General features: G+C 73.0%; 15 protein-coding genes. 11 read left to right on the top strand and 4 right to left on the bottom strand.

Features of this window, described 5'->3' with window-relative positions:
* The gene (locus tag EIZ62_RS04475; RefSeq protein WP_156691412.1) at window positions 1-1,068 is read right to left on the bottom strand and encodes a LacI family DNA-binding transcriptional regulator; all 1,068 of its coding nucleotides are present in this window, start codon (window positions 1,066-1,068) and stop codon (window positions 1-3) included.
* A gap of 272 nt (window positions 1,069-1,340) precedes the next feature.
* On the opposite strand from EIZ62_RS04475, the gene EIZ62_RS04470 reads away from it, so the two are divergent.
* Window positions 1,341-1,772: a DUF3995 domain-containing protein gene (locus tag EIZ62_RS04470; RefSeq protein ID WP_156691411.1), complete on the top strand. Its 432-nt coding sequence runs from the start codon at window positions 1,341-1,343 to the stop codon at window positions 1,770-1,772.
* A gap of 108 nt (window positions 1,773-1,880) precedes the next feature.
* Here the strand turns inward: EIZ62_RS04470 and EIZ62_RS04465 are convergent, their stop codons facing one another.
* A complete protein-coding gene (locus tag EIZ62_RS04465; protein WP_156691410.1) occupies window positions 1,881-3,419 on the bottom strand; it encodes a M1 family metallopeptidase in 1,539 nt (512 codons plus the stop codon).
* 203 nt (window positions 3,420-3,622) lie between these two features.
* Here EIZ62_RS04465 and EIZ62_RS04460 point away from each other — a divergent pair, with 203 nt between their 5' ends.
* From EIZ62_RS04460 to EIZ62_RS04450, 3 genes are all read left to right on the top strand, one after another.
* Window positions 3,623-5,605 carry a Xaa-Pro dipeptidyl-peptidase gene (locus tag EIZ62_RS04460; RefSeq protein WP_156691409.1) on the top strand — a complete coding sequence of 661 codons (1,983 nt, stop codon included), beginning with the start codon at window positions 3,623-3,625 and terminating at the stop codon, window positions 5,603-5,605.
* Window positions 5,602-6,939: a M14 family metallopeptidase gene (locus EIZ62_RS04455; protein WP_156691408.1), complete on the top strand. Its 1,338-nt coding sequence runs from the start codon at window positions 5,602-5,604 to the stop codon at window positions 6,937-6,939. The genes EIZ62_RS04460 and EIZ62_RS04455 overlap by 4 nt, the downstream gene beginning before the upstream one ends.
* 115 nt (window positions 6,940-7,054) lie before the next feature.
* Entirely contained in the window at window positions 7,055-8,797 is a 1,743-nt protein-coding gene (locus EIZ62_RS04450; RefSeq protein WP_156696200.1) for a BCCT family transporter, read from the top strand.
* A gap of 66 nt (window positions 8,798-8,863) precedes the next feature.
* On the opposite strand, the gene EIZ62_RS04445 is transcribed toward EIZ62_RS04450, so the two are convergent.
* Window positions 8,864-9,793, bottom strand: a complete 930-nt coding sequence (locus tag EIZ62_RS04445; RefSeq protein WP_156691407.1) for an FAD-dependent oxidoreductase — start codon at window positions 9,791-9,793, stop codon at window positions 8,864-8,866.
* 138 nt (window positions 9,794-9,931) lie between these two features.
* Here EIZ62_RS04445 and EIZ62_RS04440 point away from each other — a divergent pair, with 138 nt between their 5' ends.
* The 7 genes from EIZ62_RS04440 (at window position 9,932) to EIZ62_RS04410 (ending at window position 16,033) form a co-directional block, all read left to right on the top strand.
* Window positions 9,932-10,840, top strand: coding sequence for a helix-turn-helix domain-containing protein (locus tag EIZ62_RS04440; RefSeq protein ID WP_156691406.1), 909 nt, complete (start codon window positions 9,932-9,934; stop codon window positions 10,838-10,840).
* A 69-nt stretch (window positions 10,841-10,909) separates the two neighbouring features.
* Window positions 10,910-11,971, top strand: a complete 1,062-nt coding sequence (locus tag EIZ62_RS04435) for a methyltransferase (RefSeq protein WP_156696199.1) — start codon at window positions 10,910-10,912, stop codon at window positions 11,969-11,971.
* A gap of 49 nt (window positions 11,972-12,020) precedes the next feature.
* The gene (locus EIZ62_RS04430) at window positions 12,021-12,653 is read left to right on the top strand and encodes a class I SAM-dependent methyltransferase (RefSeq protein WP_156691405.1); all 633 of its coding nucleotides are present in this window, start codon (window positions 12,021-12,023) and stop codon (window positions 12,651-12,653) included.
* Between the two features lie 280 nt (window positions 12,654-12,933).
* Window positions 12,934-13,143, top strand: coding sequence for a hypothetical protein (locus EIZ62_RS04425; protein ID WP_156691404.1), 210 nt, complete (start codon window positions 12,934-12,936; stop codon window positions 13,141-13,143).
* A gap of 8 nt (window positions 13,144-13,151) precedes the next feature.
* A complete protein-coding gene (locus EIZ62_RS04420) occupies window positions 13,152-13,847 on the top strand; it encodes a restriction endonuclease (RefSeq protein ID WP_156691403.1) in 696 nt (231 codons plus the stop codon).
* A 111-nt stretch (window positions 13,848-13,958) separates the two neighbouring features.
* Complete coding sequence (locus EIZ62_RS04415; protein ID WP_156691402.1) at window positions 13,959-15,599, top strand: ABC-F family ATP-binding cassette domain-containing protein; 1,641 nt, start codon at window positions 13,959-13,961, stop codon at window positions 15,597-15,599.
* Window positions 15,596-16,033, top strand: coding sequence for a hypothetical protein (locus tag EIZ62_RS04410; protein WP_244375460.1), 438 nt, complete (start codon window positions 15,596-15,598; stop codon window positions 16,031-16,033). Before EIZ62_RS04415 ends, EIZ62_RS04410 begins: the two co-directional genes overlap by 4 nt.
* Window positions 16,034-16,257: 224 nt before the next feature.
* On the opposite strand, the gene EIZ62_RS04405 is transcribed toward EIZ62_RS04410, so the two are convergent.
* Window positions 16,258-18,702: a Tex family protein gene (locus tag EIZ62_RS04405; protein WP_156691401.1), complete on the bottom strand. Its 2,445-nt coding sequence runs from the start codon at window positions 18,700-18,702 to the stop codon at window positions 16,258-16,260.
* Window positions 18,703-18,754: the final 52 nt, after the last annotated feature.

Raw genomic sequence — 18,754 nt, 5'->3', positions numbered from 1 at the left:
CTAGGCGGACGCCCGCCGCACGAGTTCCGTCGGTGTGATCACCGAGCCCGGGGCGCTGCCCGTCCCGGGCTCGGTCTCCTGACCGTTCAGCACGCGCATCAGCAGCCGGACCATCAGCCGGCCCATGCCCTCGACGTCCTGGCGGACCGTCGTCAGCGGGGGATCGGTGGCCTCCGAGATGGACGTCATGTCGTCGAAGCCGACCAGCGCCACGTCCTCGGGCACCCGCAGCCCGCGCTCGCGCAGGACGCGCAGCGCGCCGGAGGCCATCAGGTCGCTGGCCGCGAACACGGCGTCCAGGTCCGGCCGCCGCGCGAGCAGCTCCGCCATCGCCCGGGCCCCGCTCTCCTCCGTGAAGTCGCCCTGCGCGATCAGCCCCGGATCCGCGTCCAGGAGGACGTCGCGGTAGCCGTCGACGCGGTCCATGGCGGAAGTCAGGTCGCGCGGGCCGGCGATGTGCGCGACGCGCTCGCGCCCCAGCGACAGCAGGTGGCGCACCGCCTCCCGGGCCCCGCCCCGGTTGTCGGCGTCCACATAGGGCACCGCCGGACCACCCGGCGTCCCGGACGCACCCGGCCAGCCGGGCCGCCCGCCGAACACCGCCGGCACCTGGGCCCGCCCGATGATGGAGGGCAGTCCGTCGTCGTTGTGCACCGAGAAGGCGAGCGCGCCGTCGACATGGCCGCCCCCCAGGTACCGGCCGATCCGGTCGTAGTCCCCCGGCCCCTCCACCCACAGCAGCACCAGCTGCGAGTCATGGGCGGTCAGTTCGCGGCTGATGCCCCGCACCTGCTGCTCGAAGAACGGGTCGGAGAAGATCCGGAACTCCGGCTCGGCGATGATGACCGCGACCGCGCCGTTGCGCCGGGTCACCAGGGTGCGGGCCGCGTGATTGGGCACGTACCCGAGCTCCTCGACCGCCCGGCGCACCTTGTCCACCAGCGGCGGCCGTACGCCCGCGCCGCCGTTCACGACGCGGGACGCCGTCGCGCGCGACACCCCGGCGCGGGCGGCGACGGCTTCCAGGGTGGGGCGGGAGCCGGGTGCCGGATCGGGCTTGCGGGACACGGGGGCTCCTCGGCGGCGCGGCGACACGGTGTACAGGAGCAGGGTAGCCGGTCCCGATGCCGCCTGAGAGCGCTCTCTGTGCCGTGGAGGTGGACGCCTCCGAGGAGGCCCGGCTTCCCGGGCCCCACACGATCCCGCACCCCGGTCCGGGGCCTTGCGCACCCCGCTCGTACGATGAGCCGGACGCGTCGTATACGCCACCGTATACAGCGGGCCGTCCCGGCGTGTCGGTCCAGCAGGGGCCACGTCCCTGCGGAGCGAAAGGTGGACGAGTGATACGCACCCTGGCCCCCGGCCTGCTCAGCTTCGTCGTCATCGCCATCGGCCTGCTGCACCTCGTGTGGGCCTTCTCCCCGTGGCCGTGGAACGACCGGGAGACCTTCGTCAGGACCGTCGGTGGCACGGACGACGGCCGCATGCCGCGCGCGGTGGAATCCATGCTGGTCGGTGTGGCCCTGATCGGTGCCGGCGCGCTGACGCTCATGGTCGGCGGGGCCGTCCCCGGGGTCGGACCCCAGTGGCTCCAGCTCACCGGCATGTTCGGATTCGCCCTCGTCATGTTCGTCCGGGGGGCGGGCGGCTACCTCATGAACTCCCGTGCCACGCCGGAGTTCCGGCGCTGGAACTCGGTGCTCTACTCCCCGCTGTGCCTCCTGCTCTGTCTGCTCGCGCTGATCGTGGCGGTGGCGGCCGTCCGGCGGTGAAGGCGGCTCCGCGACGGGGCGCGGCCCCCACCCGGCCGCACTCCCTGCCCGCGGCGGTGGGCCGCGGGCAGGGAGGGGGCGGTGGCGGCCCGGACCGGCCGGCGACCGTCAGTGACCGTGACCGTGACCGTGACCGTGGTCGTGGATCGTGTTCGTCGCGGCGATCTTCTTCCATGACTTCGGCTGGGCCGGCTTCGCCGCCGGTGCCGTGGGTGCCGCCGCCTGCGAGCGGGGGGTCCGCGCCTTCGCCGCCGCCGGGGCGGCCGGCCTGGACGGGTCGTACAGCCAGGTGTCGAACAGCCCCGCGAGCGGCTTGCCCGAGACCCGCTCGGCGTACTTCACGAAGTCGGCCACCCGGGCGTTGCCGTAGGCGTGCTCGGCGGGCCAGCCCTTCAGGACGGCGAAGAAGTCCTCGTCACCGATCTCGTTCCGCAGCGCCTGGAGGGCCAGCGCGCCACGGTCGTACACCGCGAGGTCGAACTGCTTGTCCGGGCCGGGGTCGCCCGGCTTGACGGTCCAGAACGGGTCGTCGGCCGGGTGCTGGGCGTAGACATAGTCGGCCAGCTCCTGTGCCGTGCCCTCGCCCTCCTTCTCCGACCACAGCCACTGGCTGTAGCGGGCGAAGCCCTCGTTGATCCAGATGTCCTTCCAGCCGTCGACCGACACGCTGTCGCCGTACCACTGGTGCGCCAGCTCGTGCACGACCACGGACACGTTCGCCCCGTTGGCGAACTGGCGGGGGCTGTAGAACGGCCGCGTCTGCGTCTCCAGCGCGTAACCGCTGGTCACGTTGGGGACGTACCCGCCGAGCGCGTTGAAGGGGTACGGCCCGAAGACCTCCTCCAGCCACTCGGCGACCTCCGCCGTGCGCTCGATGCTGGCCCGCGCCGCGCCCGCGTTGCCGCCGAGGTCCTTGCTGTAGGCGTTGAGGACGGGCAGGCCCTTGTCGGTCTTGTCGGTGGTGATGTCGAACGTGCCGACGGCGAGCGTGGCGAGGTAGGTGGCCTGCGGCTTGTCGGAGCGCCAGTTGAAGCGCGTCCAGCCGAGCCGCGACGACTGGGACGTCAGGACGCCGTTGCTGATGGCCTGCGTACCGTCCGGCACGGACACGGAGACGTCGAAGGTCGCCTTGTCCAGCGGGTGGTCGTTGGAGGGGAACCACCACACGGCCGAGTCCGGCTCCTGTGCCGCGACACCGCCGTCGGGCGTGCGGTGCCAGGCGGTCCAGCCGCCGATCTTCAGCTCGGACGGCTTGCCCGCGTACCGTACGACCACCGATATCGCCCGGTTCTTCGCCAGCGGCGCGGCCGGGGTGACCTCCAGCTCGTGGTCACCGGTGGCGGTGAACCGGGCCTTCTTGCCGTTCACCCGCACCTCGCTGGCCCTGAGGCCGAGGTCGAGGTTGAACCGGGACAGGTTCTGCGTGGTGGTGGCGATGATCGTCGCCGTGCCCTCCAGCAGGTCCGTCGCCGGCTGGTACTTCAGGCGCAGGTCGTAGTGCGACACGTCGTAGCCGCCGTTGCCGCTGGCCGGGTAGTAGGGGTCGCCGATGCCCGGGGCGCCCGGGGAGTAGTCGGCGGCGGATGCCGGGATCGCCAGCAGCAGCGAGGCCGCGAGAGCACTCGGGACGATCAGTCTGCGGTGCACGTCAAGCTCTCCAAGTCGTGTGGACGGAAGATCTCTCGCAGGCTATTCAGCCCCTCCCGCCCCAGTCATGTCCATGGCCCCTGCCGTCATGTGATCGCCATCCGGCCGACATGAACGACCACCACCCCGGCCGTCCCCTGTGCCACATTCGTCCCCGTACTGCCCTCTGTCATGCGGCAGTTGCCCCGTGTACCTTCCCGCCCATGCCGATACGCGCGCGGAGAACCCCCACCCCGAGCAGGGTCCTGGCGATCGCGGCAGCCGCCGCCCTGATGCCGGCACTGTTCCCGTCACCCGGCGCGCAGGCCGCGCCGACCGCCCGGGAGTCCACACCCGTCTACTCCTACGCCGACGCCGTCCGGGAGTCCGTCTGGGTCGACACCGGCCTCGACGGGGACCGGGACGGCCGCACCGACCGGGTCGCCGTCGACATCGTCCGGCCCCGCGAGGCCGCGCAGCGGGGCCGCAAGGTCCCCGTCATCATGGACGCCAGCCCCTACTACTCCTGCTGCGGGCGGGGCAACGAGAGCCAGAAGAAGACGTACGACGCCAACGGCGACCCCGTCGGGTTCCCGCTCTACTACGACAACTACTTCGTACCGCGCGGCTACGCCTACGCCGCCGTCGACCTGGCCGGAACCAATCGCTCGGACGGCTGCGACGACGTCGGCGGACGCTCCGACGTCCAGTCCGCCAAGGCCGTCGTCGACTGGCTGAACGGCCGGGCACGCGGCTACACCACCCGCACCGGCACCGAACGCGCCCGCGCCACCGGCTGGTCCACCGGCGACACCGGCATGATCGGCAAGAGCTGGGACGGCACCGTCGCCAACGGCGTCGCCGCCACCGGCGTCGAGGGCCTGAAGACCGTCGTCCCGATCGGCGCCATCTCCTCCTGGTACGACTACTACTTCGCCCGCGGCGCCCCGCTGTACGACTCCGGCCCCGACCGGCTCGCCGACCTCGTCAACAGCCCCGACGCCCGCGCCCGTTGCGGCCACGTCCAGCGGCGGCTCGCCGACGGGGCGCCGCGCACCGGCGACTGGACGCCGCTGTGGGAGGAGCGGAACCACGTGAAGGACGCGCACAAGGTGAAGGCCAGCGTCTTCGTCGTCCACGGACAGCAGGACCTCAACGTCCGCGCCAAGCACTTCGGCCAGTGGTGGGACGCGCTCGCCCGGCACGGCGTGGAGCGCAGGATCTGGCTCTCCCAGACCGGGCACGTCGACCCCTTCGACTTCCGCCGCGCCGAGTGGGTACGCACGCTCCACCGCTGGTTCGACCACTACCTCCTCGGCCACGACAACGGCGTCGACCGTGAGCCGATGGCCGCCGTCGAGCGCGCCCCCGACCGGTGGACCACCGACCGCGCCTGGCCGCCCCGCGCCACGGCGACCACCACGCTCCGCCCCGGCACGGGCACCGCGCCCGGCGTCGGCACCCTCGGCGTCGCCCCCGCCCGGCCCGGCGCGACGGAGACGTTCACCGACGACCCGGGCCTCGGCGAGCTGGACTGGGCCGCGGAGGTGGACACTTCCACCCCGGCCAAGGCGGGCTTCGTCACCCGGCCCCTGAGCCGCGACCTCCGGCTGGCCGGCTCCTCCACGGTCACCGTCACCGCCACGCCGACCACCACCAGCGCCCACCTGACCGCCGTCCTGGTCGACCTCGGCCCCGACACCATCCGCGACTACGGGGCGCCCGGCGAAGGCATCACCACCCTCACCGAACGCACCTGCTGGGGCGCGAGCACCACCGGCGACAGCGCCTGCTACAAGGAGACGGCGGCCAGGACCACCGACGTCGCCTTCACCGTCCTCAGCCGGGGCTGGGCCGACCTCGGCACCTGGGCCGACGAACGCCGGGGACGCTCGCTCACCCCCGGCAGGGCCCACACCATCCGGGTGGACCTCGCCGCCACCGACCACGTCGTCCCGGCCGGGCACCGACTCGCCCTCATCATCGGCGGCACCGACCGGTACCTGATCGACCCCCCGGCCACACGGCCCACCCTCACCCTCGACCTGACCCGCACCTCCGCCCGGCTGCCCCTGGTCGGCGGCACCCCCGCCTTCCTCCGCGCCACCTCCGGCACGGCCCACCCCGCCGCCCCGCGCAGCGCCCCGCCGGCCGGCGTCACCGCCCCGCGTCCCGCCGCGACGATCCCAGGAGGCAGCACCCGATGACCCCACCCGCCCCCCGCGCCCCCCGCCCCGCCGGGCGCCGTGCCGGCCTGCGCCCCGGCCGCCTCCGCGCGCTCGCCGTGACCGTCACCGCCGCCGCCCTCGGCCTCCCGCTGATCACCGCCCCCGCCCAGGCGTCACCCGCCCCACCACCCCGCACCGGGTTCGAGACCAGCGACGGCGCCCGCTGGACCTCCCAGGCGGAGGAACAGCGCTTCCTCGCCGCTGTCGACCGGGGGAGCGACCGCGTGTCCCTCACGCGCGTCGGCACCACCGGCCAGGGCCGGCCCCTCCGGCTCGTCCGGATCGCCACCGCCCCCAGCACCAGCACCATGCTCCTCATCTGCAGCCAGCACGGTGACGAACCGTCCGGCCGAGAGGCCTGCCTGTCCACCGTCCGCGACCTCGCGTACGCCGAGGACCGCGAAACCCGCCGCTTCCTCTCCCGTACGACCGTCCTCGTCGTCCCCACGGCCAACCCCGACGGCCGCGCCGCCGACACCCGGGGCAACGCCGACGGCGTCGACGTCAACCGCGACCACATCACCCTCGCGACCGCCGAGGGCCGCGCCCTGGCCGCCGTGATCCGCGACCACCGCCCCGACGTCGTGTACGACCTGCACGAATACGGTGCCACCCCGCCGTACTACGACAAGGACCTGCTCGCCCTCTGGCCGCGCAACCCCAACACCGGCGCCCGTGTCCACGACGAGGCGCACACCCTCTCCGAGTCCTACGTCCGGCCCTCCGCCGAGCGCGCCGGGTTCGACAGCGGCGTCTACGGCATCTGGACCGATCCGGTCACCGGAGAGCCCGTCAAACAGGTGGCGGGCGACGGCCAGGAGCGCATCCTGCGCAACACGGCCGGCATCAAGCACTCCGTCGGCCTGCTCGTCGAGACCCGCGTCGACCCCCTGACCGACGAGGAGAAGGACGACCCGGCTCTCAACAACAGGCGCCGTGTGGACAGCCAGCTCGCCGCCCTGGACGGCCTCCTCCGATACGTCGGCGACCGGCGCGGCACCATCGAGGCGGCCACCACCACGGCCCGGCTCGCGGGGCTGCGCGACCGTGGCCCGGTCCATCTGGGCGGCGCCGACAACGATCCGCCCGAGCCCGCCGAGACGCTCCAGGACCCTCCCTGCGGCTACCGCCTGAGCCCGGCCCAGTACGCCGCCGTCAAGGACGAACTCGCACTGCACGGGGTGGTCGCCCGGACCGGCCGCGACGGCGCCTTCGTACCACTGCGCCAGTCGCAGCGCGCCCTGGTTCCGCTCCTCCTCGACACCCGCGCGGCCTATCACCTGACAGAAGGGAAGCCTGTTGACGCCTGTTGATGCCGGAACAGGTGTGAACACCGTGGTAGGGGGTATCAGGAGCGAAATCAGGCCATGATCGCGAAAGGTGCCGCCTGTGTCTCAGGAGCAACGTAAACCGGGGCAAGGGCTGCGGCTGCCCGTGAAGGCGGCTCTGCCCGGCCGCCACCCGCACGAGGACAAACCCCCCGTGACGGACCGGGTGGTCTTCGGTGTGACGGCCGTGCTCACCCTGGGTTTCGTGGTCTGGGGCGCCACGGCCACCAGCTCGCTGGAGAGCCTCTCCGACACGATGCTGAACGGCCTGATGCACAACGGCGGCTGGGCGTTCGTCCTGGCCGCCTCGGGCTTCGTCGTCTTCGCCCTCTGGCTCGCCGTCAGCCGGTACGGCCGGATCGAGCTGGGCCAGGAGCACGAGAAGCCGGAGTTCAGCACCGTCTCCTGGGTCGCCATGATGTTCAGCGCCGGCATGGGCATCGGCCTGATGTTCTACGGCGTCAGCGAACCCCTCGCGCACTACACCACCCCGCCGCCGGGCACCGACCCCGCCGACTCGGCGGACCGGATGCAGACCGCGCTCGCCACCACGCTCTTCCACTGGACGCTGCACCCGTGGGCCATCTACGCCGTGGTCGGCCTGGCGATCGCCTACAGCACCTTCCGGCGCCGCAGGCGGCAGACCATCAGCGCCGTCTTCGTACCGCTGCTCGGCAAGGAGCGCGCCGAAGGCACTCCCGGCCGCGTCATCGACATCCTCGCCATCTTCGCCACGCTGTTCGGCTCCGCCACCTCCCTGGGGCTCGGCGCGCTCCAGATCGGCAGCGGCATGCAGGAGGTCGGCTGGCTGGGCAAGGCCGGCACCGGCCTGCTCGTCGCCATCATCGCCGTCCTGACGGTCTGCTTCGTCTTCTCCGCCGTGTCCGGTGTGGAGAAGGGCATCCAGTGGCTGTCCAACACCAACATGGTGCTGGCCGTCGTCCTCGCGATCTTCGTGTTCGTCGCCGGCCCCACCATCCTGGTCCTCGACCTCGTCCCCACCTCGCTCGCCGCGTACTTCGACGAGCTGCCCCAGCTGATCGGCCGCACCGAGGCGTCCACCGGCGGCGGTGACGTCGCCGAGTGGCTGAGCAGCTGGACGGTCTTCTACTGGGCCTGGTGGATCTCCTGGACGCCGTTCGTCGGCATGTTCATCGCCCGCATCAGCCGGGGCCGCACGATCCGTCAGTTCGTCGGCGGCGTCATCCTGGTTCCCAGCACGGTAAGCCTCATCTGGTTCGCCATCTTCGGCGGCACGGCCATGCGCCTGAAGGAGCAGGGCAACCTCGGCGACGCGACCACGCCCGAGGCGCAGCTCTTCGGGGTACTCCAGGAGTTCCCCATCGCCGGCGTGATGAGCCTGCTCGTGATGATCCTGGTCGGCATCTTCTTCGTCTCCGGTGCCGACGCCGCGTCGATCGTGATGGGCACCCTCTCCCAGAAGGGCACCTTCGAACCCGCCCGGTTCGTCGTCGTCTTCTGGGGCGTGGTGACCGGCGGCGTCGCGGCCGTCATGCTGCTCGTCGGCGAGGGCAAGGGCGACGCCCTGGCGGGCCTGCAACACCTGACGATCCTCGTCGCCGCCCCGTTCGTCCTGGTGATGATCGGCATGTGCTGGGCCCTCATGCGGGACCTCCGCCGCGACCCGCTGATCGTGCGCGGCGAGATCGCCGAGGAGGCGGTCGAGGAGGCGGTGATCGCCGGCCACGAGAAGTACGCGGGCGACTTCGAGATCCGCATCGGCCCGGCGCAGGACGAGACGCCCAAGGCGGCGCCGGACACCCGCGAACGGGATCGCGACCGTGACGGCAAGGACCCGGGGGACCCGCCTCCCGCGTCCTGACCAAGGGTACGGCCCCGGACCTCCGGGGCCGTACCCGTGTCCGGCGCACCCCGCCGCCCGCGCGGGTCAGACGGCGGTGACCAGCCGGGCCACCTCCCGCGCGCAGCCCCACGCGACCGTCACGCCCGCGCCGCCGTGGCCGTAGTTGTGGACCAGGAGGCCCCCGCCCGCCGAGGGTCCGGCCTCCAGCCGTACGCCGCCCGTCCGCACGGGGCGCAGGCCCACCCGGTGCCCCAGCACCCGGGCGCGGCCGATCTCGGGGCGGACCCGGGCGCACCGGGCGACGATCGCGGCGGCCGTGCCCGCGTCCGGTGCCGTGCGCCAGTCGTCCTCCTCCGCCGTACCGCCCAGAACCAGCCGCCCGGGCTGCGGGAAGAAGTACGTCGCCGAACCGGTCGAGGCGTCGGGCGCGACGAACCACTCCTCCACGCCCGGGTTCTCCACCAGCACCAACTGGCCGCGCACCGGCCGCAGCGCCGGGTCCGGTACGAGGTCCCGCGAGCCCAGGCCGGTGCAGTTGACCACCACCGGGGCGGACGCCTCCGCGAGCGACGACACCGTCCGCACCTCCACACGACCGCCCGCCGCCACCAGCCGGGCCTCCAGCCAGGCCAGGTGCACCGGCATGTCGACCAGCGGCAGCACGGCCGCCAGGTCGCCCGACGGCAACTGCCGCAGCGCCGCCACCTCACGCGCCCACGGCCCGAGCGCGCCCAGCTCGGTGGCCGCCTGGACACCCGCCACCATCCGCACGCCCGTCGCCCCCGGCCCGGCGGCGAGCCGCTCGTACACCTCCAGCGACGCCAGCGCCCACGCGCCCACCCGCTCCACCGGTTCGATGCGGTACGGCCACCACAGCGCGCCCGCCACCGAGGAGGTGGTGGCGCCCGGCGCGTCCCGGGTCCACACCCGTACCCGCAGCCCCCGCTCGGCCAGCGTGACCGCCGTCGTCAACCCGACGACCCCGCCGCCCACCACGATCACGTCACCGCCCATGCCCGGACGGTAGCCCAGGCACCCCACGCGGGCACAGCCCCGGCATGGTGTACACGTTCGCCGTGACCTGGTAGAGCGCGACTGCCGGGCGGAACATTTGTCCAAGACGGGGCGGTCCCGGTCCGTCAGGGTGGGGGCATGCGCAGCGACGAAGTGACTGCCGGGGCGGAGACCGGAGCCGGAGCCGGAGCCGGAGCCGGAGCCGTGGACGGGGACGGGGACTTGGACGGGGGCCATGGTTCCGACGGCGACCGTGCAGACGGCAGCCGGTGGGAAGTGGCGAGGCCCTGCGGCGTACCGGCCGTCACCGGTGTCCGCATGGCCGGCTTCCGGGATCGCGCGGGACGGGCACTGGACCTGCGGGTGCTGCCGCAGCCTGCCCTGGTCGTGGTCATCGGTCTGGGGAACGACCCGTTCACGGTCGAAGGCGGCGCCTTGGAACGATCCAAGACGAGCCCGCACCCCCATCCCAGCCTCGTCGCGTCGCTGTCGCCCGGTCCCGCGCGGATCCGCGGCCGGGACGTCGAGTGCGTCGAGATGTGCCTGTCGCCCGGCGCCGCTTACCCACTGCTGGGCGTGTCGCCGCACGAACTGGAGGGGGCGGTCGTCGGCCTGGAGGACCTGTGGGGGCAGCAGGGACGGCAGCTCCGGGAACGGGTGGCCGCCGCCACCGCCTGGCAGGAACGCTTCACGCTGGTCAGCGAGTTCCTCGCCCGCCGGGCGGCCCGGGGCCCGGCGATGACACCCGAGGTCGCCGGTGTGTGGGACACGATCGTGGCGCACGGCGGTCGGGTACGGGTCGACGACCTCGCCGCGTCCTGCGGGTGGAGCCGCAAGCGGCTGTGGTCCCGGTTCCGTGCCCAGATCGGCCTCACCCCCAAGCGCGCCGCCATGCTCGTCCGCTTCGACCGGGCCGCCCGGGCCCTGCACGCGGGCGGCAACGCCGCGGACATCGCCCTGGCGCACGGATACGCCGACCAGTCCCACCTCCACCGCGACGTCCTCGCCTTCGCCGGGTGCACGCCCGCCGCCCTGGCCGGCCTCTGACCCGGCCCGCACCCCCGGACACAGCACAGCCACCCATCCTGACGTGGAAGGAAACCATCCATGAGCACCATGGAGACAGCCACTGCCCGAGCGGCCATGGCCGACCGAGGTCTGATCGTCCACCTCGCCTTCGGCAGCATGGCCGCACAGACCCTGCGCGCCGCGGTGCGGCTCGGAGTCTTCGACCTGATCGGCGACGGCCGGCGGCCGGCCGCCGAGGTGGCCGCCGACGCGGGAGCCGAACACCAGCCCATGACACGGCTGTTGCGCGCCCTCGCCGGTCTCGGCCTGATGGAGGAGCACGAACCCGACGCGTTCTCCGTGACTCCCGCCGGCGCCCTTCTCGTGTCCGGCCGCCCCGACTCGCTCACCTCGTTCGTCCGGATGTTCACCGACCCGGCGATCGTGCGGGCCTGGGACGGCCTGGAGAGCAGCGTCCGCACCGGCGAGATCGCGTTCGACGCCGTCTTCGGCACCGACTTCTTCAGCCACCTCGGCCGGCACCCCGAACTGTCCGCCGACTTCAACGCGGCGATGAGCCAGGCCTCCGAGGAGACGGCCGCCGTGCTGCCGCACGCCTACGACTTCGGCCGCTTCACCTCGGTCACCGACGTCGGCGGCGGCGACGGAAGCGTCCTGGCCGGCATACTCGCCGCGCACCCGCCGCTCACCGGCGTCGTCCACGACACCCAGGACGGCCTGGCCCAGGCACCCAAGACGCTCGACCGGAGCGGAGTGGCGGACCGCTGCTCCCTGGCCCCGGGCGACTTCTTCCGCTCGGTACCCGGCGGCTCGGACCTGTACCTGATCAAGAGCGTTCTGCACGACTGGTCGGACGATCAGGCGGCCACGATCCTCGGCCACTGCCGCGCGGTACTGCCGCCCGGCGGCCGCGTCCTGATCGTGGAGCCGGTGCTCCCCGAAGTCGTCGGCACCGGCGCCTCCGCGCACGCCGCGGACGGCGGGATCACCTACCTCAGCGACCTCAACATGCTGGTCAACCTGGGCGGGAGGGAACGTACCCGCAAGGACTTCGAAGAGGTGTGCCACCGCGCGGGACTGTCCCTCCTGACGGCCACCCCGCTGCCGGAAGCGGCCCCCTTCTCCCTGATCGAGTGCGCGGCCCGCTGACCACGAGCAAGGCGAGGCCGAGTGCGTGCGCTGTGGCAGGGTCCGGGCCATGCCTTTTGATCACAACGACCACTATCACCGTCTGCTGTTGCGCCAGGTGCCGCGGAACTGCGAAGCGGCACTGGACGTGGGATGCGGAACCGGCCGGTTCGCGCGTCGGCTCGCTGACCTGGGCATGGAGGTCGATGCGATCGATCCGTCGGAGGAGGCCATCGCGGAGGCCCGCGCGCTGTCCGCCCGGATGACCGGTGGCCGGAGTCCGCGCTTCCAGCACGCGGACGTGACGGGCGTCGAACTTCCCAAGGCGCATTACGGCTTCATCTCGTGCCTCGCGAGCATCCACCACATGCCGTTCGACACCGTCACCGCACTGCGTGAGGCGCTTGCGCCCGGCGGGGTCCTCGTGATCTTGGGGTGTTATCCGGAGAGAACCCGGCTCGACTGGGCTTGGAGTCTGTCAGCCGTTCCCGTCAACGCCGTCGCCCGACTGGCTGTCGCCGTGGGGGAAAGGCTCCGCTCTGTCCCTGCTGCGACCAGTCGGGAAGGAGTGAAGGCGCCGGTGAGACAGCCGGCCATGCCTCTGGCGGAGATTCGCCAGGAAGCCGCGGCGCTGCTGCCCGGATGCACCACCCGCAGGCTCCTCTTCTGGCGCTACCTGCTCGTTTTCCACCACCGCGGCTGACGGGACGTCGTGGTGGATCCCCTCTGCCCCGGCCCGCAACAGCGGGGTTTGCGTGCTCCCTGGACGAGCTGGAGATACGGCAAGACCGCCCCGATCTACCGCGCGCCCCGAGCCGGTGGGCGCGTCGTGGCCGACCTCGATTCGGCCAGGTCCGACAGCTTTGTGCCATTCGTCGGTAACCCGCCCCCAACATCACCAAGGCGCCGCTACACAAGAGGGTGGGCGGCGACGTACAGCCGTCCGTGGTGTGAAGGACAGTCGTTGGGGGAGGCCGGGGCGGTTGGTGACCATCAACGTGGCGGTGCTGCTCGTCGTCGTCGTCATCTGGCGGCTGCGGCGGCGTACGCAGGCCCGCAGCCGCTTCGACGAGAGGCTGACCGTCGTCATCGTCCTGGCGCTGGGAGTACTGATCGCTCCCACCCCCGCCGGTCAGGGGATCGCGAACGTCCTGGGGGAGCTCGCGAGCGGTGTGACCCAGGCCAGCCGGTGAGGGGAGTGATGGCGGTCCGTCGACCACGGCGCCGGCGCTTGAAGAAGCAGACCCGCGGGAAGCTGCGGTTGTGGGGTGCGGTGGCGGCGGTCGCCGTAGTGGTGTGGGTCGCCCGGAACTGGTCGATGGTGTGGCCCGTCCTGGTGGCCGTACTCGCCGTGGCCGTGCTGGGCGGGGGCGGGTGGGCGCTGCTGCGGGCGCACCGTCTGGCGGTCGGCCAGGACCGGGCGTGGCGGGCGCAGGAGGAGGCCCGGGCGCGTGAGTTGTCCATGGCCGAGGTCGACGGCCTGTCGTGGCAGGAGTTCGAGACGTACGTCGCGGAGCTGTGCCGGCGGGACGGCTGCACGGAGGTGGTCGTCAGCGGCAGGAGCGGCGACCTGGGCGCGGACGTGGTCGGCTTCCTGGCCGACGGCCGCAAGCTGGTCGTCCAGTGCAAGAAGTACGCGGCGTCCAGGAGCGTGTCGTCGCAGGACGTGCAGAAGTTCGTCGGCACCGCCCGTCCCGAGCACGGCGCGGACGTCGCCCTCTTCGTCACCACCTGCCGCGCGTTCACGAGGGACGCGCTGGGCCTGGCGCTGCGCCAGGACATCGTGGCCATGCACCGCGATCTGCTGGGTGCCTGGGTCAGGGGCGCGCACCTGGAGACGCTGATCCCGCTGAACGGCAGCGGCGGCGGCACCGGGCGGCGGCGCCCTTCCACCTGACCGGCGGCACGAGCACGGTGTGCCCCCCACCGCAGTCGCTCCGGCTCCCTTCGGCGCCCACCGAGCCGGCCTGATCCCGCTCCGGCGAGAGGCCCTAAAATCGATCCCCTGATGACTGCAACCCTCGTCGCGAAGGACCTCGCCGCCGGCCACGGCGAACGCTCCCTGTTCTCCGGCCTCGACCTCGTCGTCGCACCCGGCGACGTGATCGGCCTCGTCGGCGTCAACGGCGCCGGCAAGTCGACCCTGCTCCGGCTCCTCGCCGGGCTCGACACGCCCGAGCACGGGGAGCTGCGCCTGTCGCCTCCCACCGCCACCGTCGGCCACCTGCCGCAGGAGCCGGAGCGCCGCGAGGGCGAGACCGTGCGCGGCTTCCTCGCGCGGCGCACCGGCGTCGCCGCCGCCCAGGCCGCGATGGACGACGCCACCCAGGGCCTCGTCGACGGCACCCCCGGCGCCGACGACGCGTACGCCACCGCCCTGGACCGCTGGCTGAACCTCGGCGGCGCCGACCTCGACGAGCGGGCCGAGGAGGTCGCCGACTCGCTCGGCCTGACCATCGGGCTCGACCGGCCGATGACGTCCCTCTCCGGCGGCCAGGCCGCGCGCGCGGGCCTCGCCTCGCTCCTCCTCTCCCGGTACGACGTGTTCCTGCTCGACGAGCCGACCAACGACCTCGACCTGGACGGCCTCGAACGGCTGGAACGCTTCGTCCAGGGCCTGCGCGCCGGGACGGTCGTCATCAGCCACGACCGCGAGTTCCTCGCCCGCACCGTCACCAAGGTCCTGGAACTGGACCTGGCCCAGCAGCAGATCCGGCTCTACGGCGGCGGCTACGAGGCGTACCTGGAGGAGCGGGAGACCGCCCGCCGGCACGCCCGCGAGGAGTTCGAGGAGTACGCCGACAAGAAGGCCGCCCTCGAGGGCCGCGCCCAGATGCAGCGCTCCTGGATGGACAAGGGCGTCAAGAACGCCCGGCGCAAGGCGGGCGGAGACAACGACAAGATCGGCCGGAAGTTCCGCAGCGAGGCGAGCGAGAAGCAGGCGGCGAAGGCCCGCCAGACCCAGCGCATGATCGAGCGGCTCGACGTCGTCGACGAGCCCCGCAAGGAGTGGGAGCTGCGGATGGAGATCGCCGCCGCGCCCCGCTCGGGAGCGGTGGTGGCGACGCTGCGCGACGCCGAGGCGGCCCGCGGCGACTTCCGCTTCGGCCCCGCCTCCCTCCAGATCGACTGGGCCGACCGGGTCGCCATCACCGGCGCCAACGGGGCCGGCAAGTCGACCCTGCTCGCCGCCCTCCTCGGCCGCCTCCCGCTGGACGCCGGGTACGCCTCGCTCGGCTCGGGCGTCGTCGTCGGCGAGGTCGACCAGGCGCGCAAACTGTTCCACGGGCAGGAATCCCTGCTGGACGCGTTCTGCGCGGCGGTGCCCGACACCGAGCCGGCGGACGTGCGCACCCTGCTCGCCAAGTTCGGCCTCAAGGCCCACCACGTGACGCGGTCGGCCACGTCCCTCTCGCCGGGCGAGCGTACCCGTGCCGCCCTCGCCCTGCTCCAGGGCCGTGGCGTCAACCTGCTGGTCCTCGACGAGCCGACCAACCACCTGGACCTGCCGGCCATCGAACAGCTCGAGCAGGCCCTCGACTCGTACCAGGGCACCCTGCTCCTGGTCACCCACGACCGGCGCATGCTCGACGCGGTCCGCACCACCCGCCGCGTCGAGGTCGCCGACGGCAAGGTGACCGAGCAGTGACCGGCCCCGCCGTCGACCGGCTGATCGCGCTGCTGGACGATCCGGACGCCGACGTCGACGAGACGATCGACCTGGCCGACGAGATCGCCGCGTCCGGCGACCGTACGGTGCTGCCCCGCCTCGAAGCCGAGCTGGACCGCTTCGTCGGCGAACGCAACGCCTACGCCCGAGAACTCCTCGGCGGTGTCATCGGTGCGCTCGCGGGCGCCGCGGCGCTCCCCGTGCTCCTGCGCGCCTCGGCCCAGGACCTGGGGGACGACCAGGAGGCCCAGGAGGACCACGACGCGCTGGCTGCGGAGATCGTCGACGCGGCGCACACCGACCCCGCGGCGGCCCGTGCGCTCCTGCTCCCCCTCCTGGAGGACCCCGACCCCGCCGTCGCCGCCCGCGCCGAGTGGACCCTCCGCTTCCTCCCCGCCCCGCCGGACGCCTGACGCCCGCCGGGCGCCCGACCCCGACCGGGCGCCCGAAAACCGCCCGGCGCCGGACCACCGCCGGACACCTGACCTCCGCCGGCCACCCACCCGCCACCGCGCCGGACACCTGACCCCCGCCGGGCGCCAGACCACCGCCGACCACCCCCTCACCACCGCGCCGGCCGGCCCCGGAATCCCGGGGCCGGCCGGCGCGGTCGTGGATCAGTCCAGGCAGTGACGGCTCACCGGCCGCCCCGCCCGGGCCTGCCGCTTCCGCCACCGCTGCCGCCGCCCAGCAGACCCGCCTTGCGCAGGGCGTCCGCCATCGCGCTGTTCGCGGGCGCGGGCGTGGAGGTCCGGGGCTGGGACTGGCGGGCCGCGCCGCCCGCGCCACCACCACCGCGCCGGTCACCGCGGTCACCGCGGTCACCACGGCCACCACCACCGCCCTGCCGCTGCTGGGGCGGCCGCCCGCCCCGCTCCCGCTTCGGCGCGCCGGAGCCCGCCGCGGCGGCGCCCGCCTCGTCGTCCAGCCGCAGCGTCAGCGAGATCCGCTTGCGCGGGATGTCGACGTCCAGCACCTTCACCTTCACCACGTCACCCGGCTTCACCACCTCGCGCGGGTCCTTGACGAAGGTGCGGGACATCGCGGAGACGTGGACGAGCCCGTCCTGGTGCACACCGACGTCCACGAAGGCACCGAACGCGGCCACGTTGGTGACGACGCCCTCCAGGACCATGCCCGGCGACAGGTCGCCGATCTTCTCGACGCCCTCCTTGAAGGTGGCGGTCTTGAACGCGGGCCGCGGGTCGCGCCCCGGCTTCTCCAGCTCGCGCAGAATGTCGGTGACCGTGGGAAGGCCGAACGTCTCGTCGACGAAGTCGTCCGCGCGCATCGACCGCAGCACCGACGTGTTGCCGATCAGCGACGCGACCTCACCACCCGTCGTCTTCACCATGCGCCGCACCACCGGGTACGCCTCGGGGTGCACGCTGGAGGCGTCCAGCGGGTCGTCGCCGCCCCGGATCCGCAGGAAGCCCGCGCACTGCTCGTACGCCTTCGGGCCGAGCCGCGCCACGTCCTTCAGCGCCTTCCGCGACCGGAAGGGGCCGTTGGCGTCGCGGTGGGCCACGATGTTCTCGGCGAGGCCGGCGCCGATGCCGGACACCCGCGAAAGCAGTGGCGCGGACGCGGTGTTGACGTCGACGCCCACACCGTTCACACAGTCCTCGACCACGGCGTCCAGCGACCGGGACAGTTTCACCTCGGACAGGTCGTGCTGGTACTGGCCGACACCGATCGACTTCGGGTCGATCTTCACCAGCTCGGCGAGCGGGTCCTGGAGCCGGCGCGCGATCGAGACGGCACCGCGCAGCGACACGTCGAGCTCGGGCAGCTCCTGCGAGGCGAACGCGGAGGCCGAGTACACCGAAGCGCCCGCCTCCGACACCATGACCTTGGTGAGGCCCAGCTCCGGGTGCCTGGCGATCAGGTCGGCGGCCAGCTTGTCGGTCTCGCGCGACGCGGTGCCGTTGCCGATGGCGACCAGCTCGACCGCGTGCTCCTTCGCCAGCCGGGCCAGCGTCGCGAGCGCCTGGTCCCACTTGTTGGCGGGCACGTGCGGGTAGATCGTGTCGGTGGCGACGACCTTGCCGGTCGCGTCCACGACCGCGACCTTCACGCCGGTACGGAAACCGGGGTCGAGCCCGAGCGTCGCCCGGGTCCCGGCGGGCGCCGCGAGCAGCAGGTCACGCAGGTTCGCGGCGAAGACGCGCACCGCCTCGTCCTCCGCCGCCGTGCGCAGCCGCAGCCGCAGGTCGATGCCGAGGTGGACCAGGAGCCGGGTGCGCCACGCCCAGCGGACGGTCTCGCCGAGCCACTTGTCGCCCGGCCGCCCCTGCTGGGAGATGCCGAACCGGGAGGCGACGATGCCCTCGTACGACGACGGGCCCTCCACCGGCTCCTCCGGCTCCAGGACCAGGTCGAGGACCTCCTCCTTCTCGCCGCGCAGCATCGCGAGCACCCGGTGCGAGGGCAGCTCGGTGAAGGGCTCCGCGAAGTCGAAGTAGTCGGCGAACTTCGCGCCCGCCTCCTCCTTGCCCTCGCGCACCTTCGCCGCCAGCCGCCCGCGCGTCCACATCCGCTCGCGCAGCTCGCCGATCAGGTCGGCGTCCTCGGAGAATCGCTCGGTGAGGATGGCGCGGGCGCCGTCCAGCGCGGCGGCCGCATCCGCGACGCCCTTGCCGGCGTCGACGAACGCGGCGGCCGCGGCGAGCGGCTCCACCGACGGGTCGCCCAGCAGCCCGTCCGCGAGCGGCTCCAGGCCGGCCTCGCGGGCGATCTGCGCCTTGGTGCGGCGCTTGGGCTTGAACGGCAGGTAGATGTCCTCGAGCCGCGCCTTGGTGTCCGCGGCGAGGATGCTCGCCCGCAGCTCCTCGGTGAGCTTGCCCTGCTCCCGTACGGAGTCGAGGACGGCGGCGCGCCGGTCCTCCAGCTCCCGCAGGTAGCGCAGCCGCTCCTCGAGCGTCCGCAGCTGCGCGTCGTCGAGCATCTCGGTCGCTTCCTTGCGGTAGCGCGCGATGAACGGGACGGTCGACCCGCCGTCGAGCAGCTCGACGGCCGCCTTCACCTGCCGCTCCCGTACGCCGAGCTCCTCGGCGATCCTGCCTTCGATGGACGTCGTCACGGTGTCCCGACTCGCCTTCTCGTGCCTGCCAGCTTGAGGTTGCATTCTGCCG

It is taken from the genome of Streptomyces ficellus (assembly GCF_009739905.1).
GTDB lineage: Bacteria > Actinomycetota > Actinomycetes > Streptomycetales > Streptomycetaceae > Streptomyces > Streptomyces ficellus_A.
The sequence above is the reverse complement of the archived record's forward strand: the minus strand, read 5'-3'. Positions and strand labels throughout refer to the sequence as shown.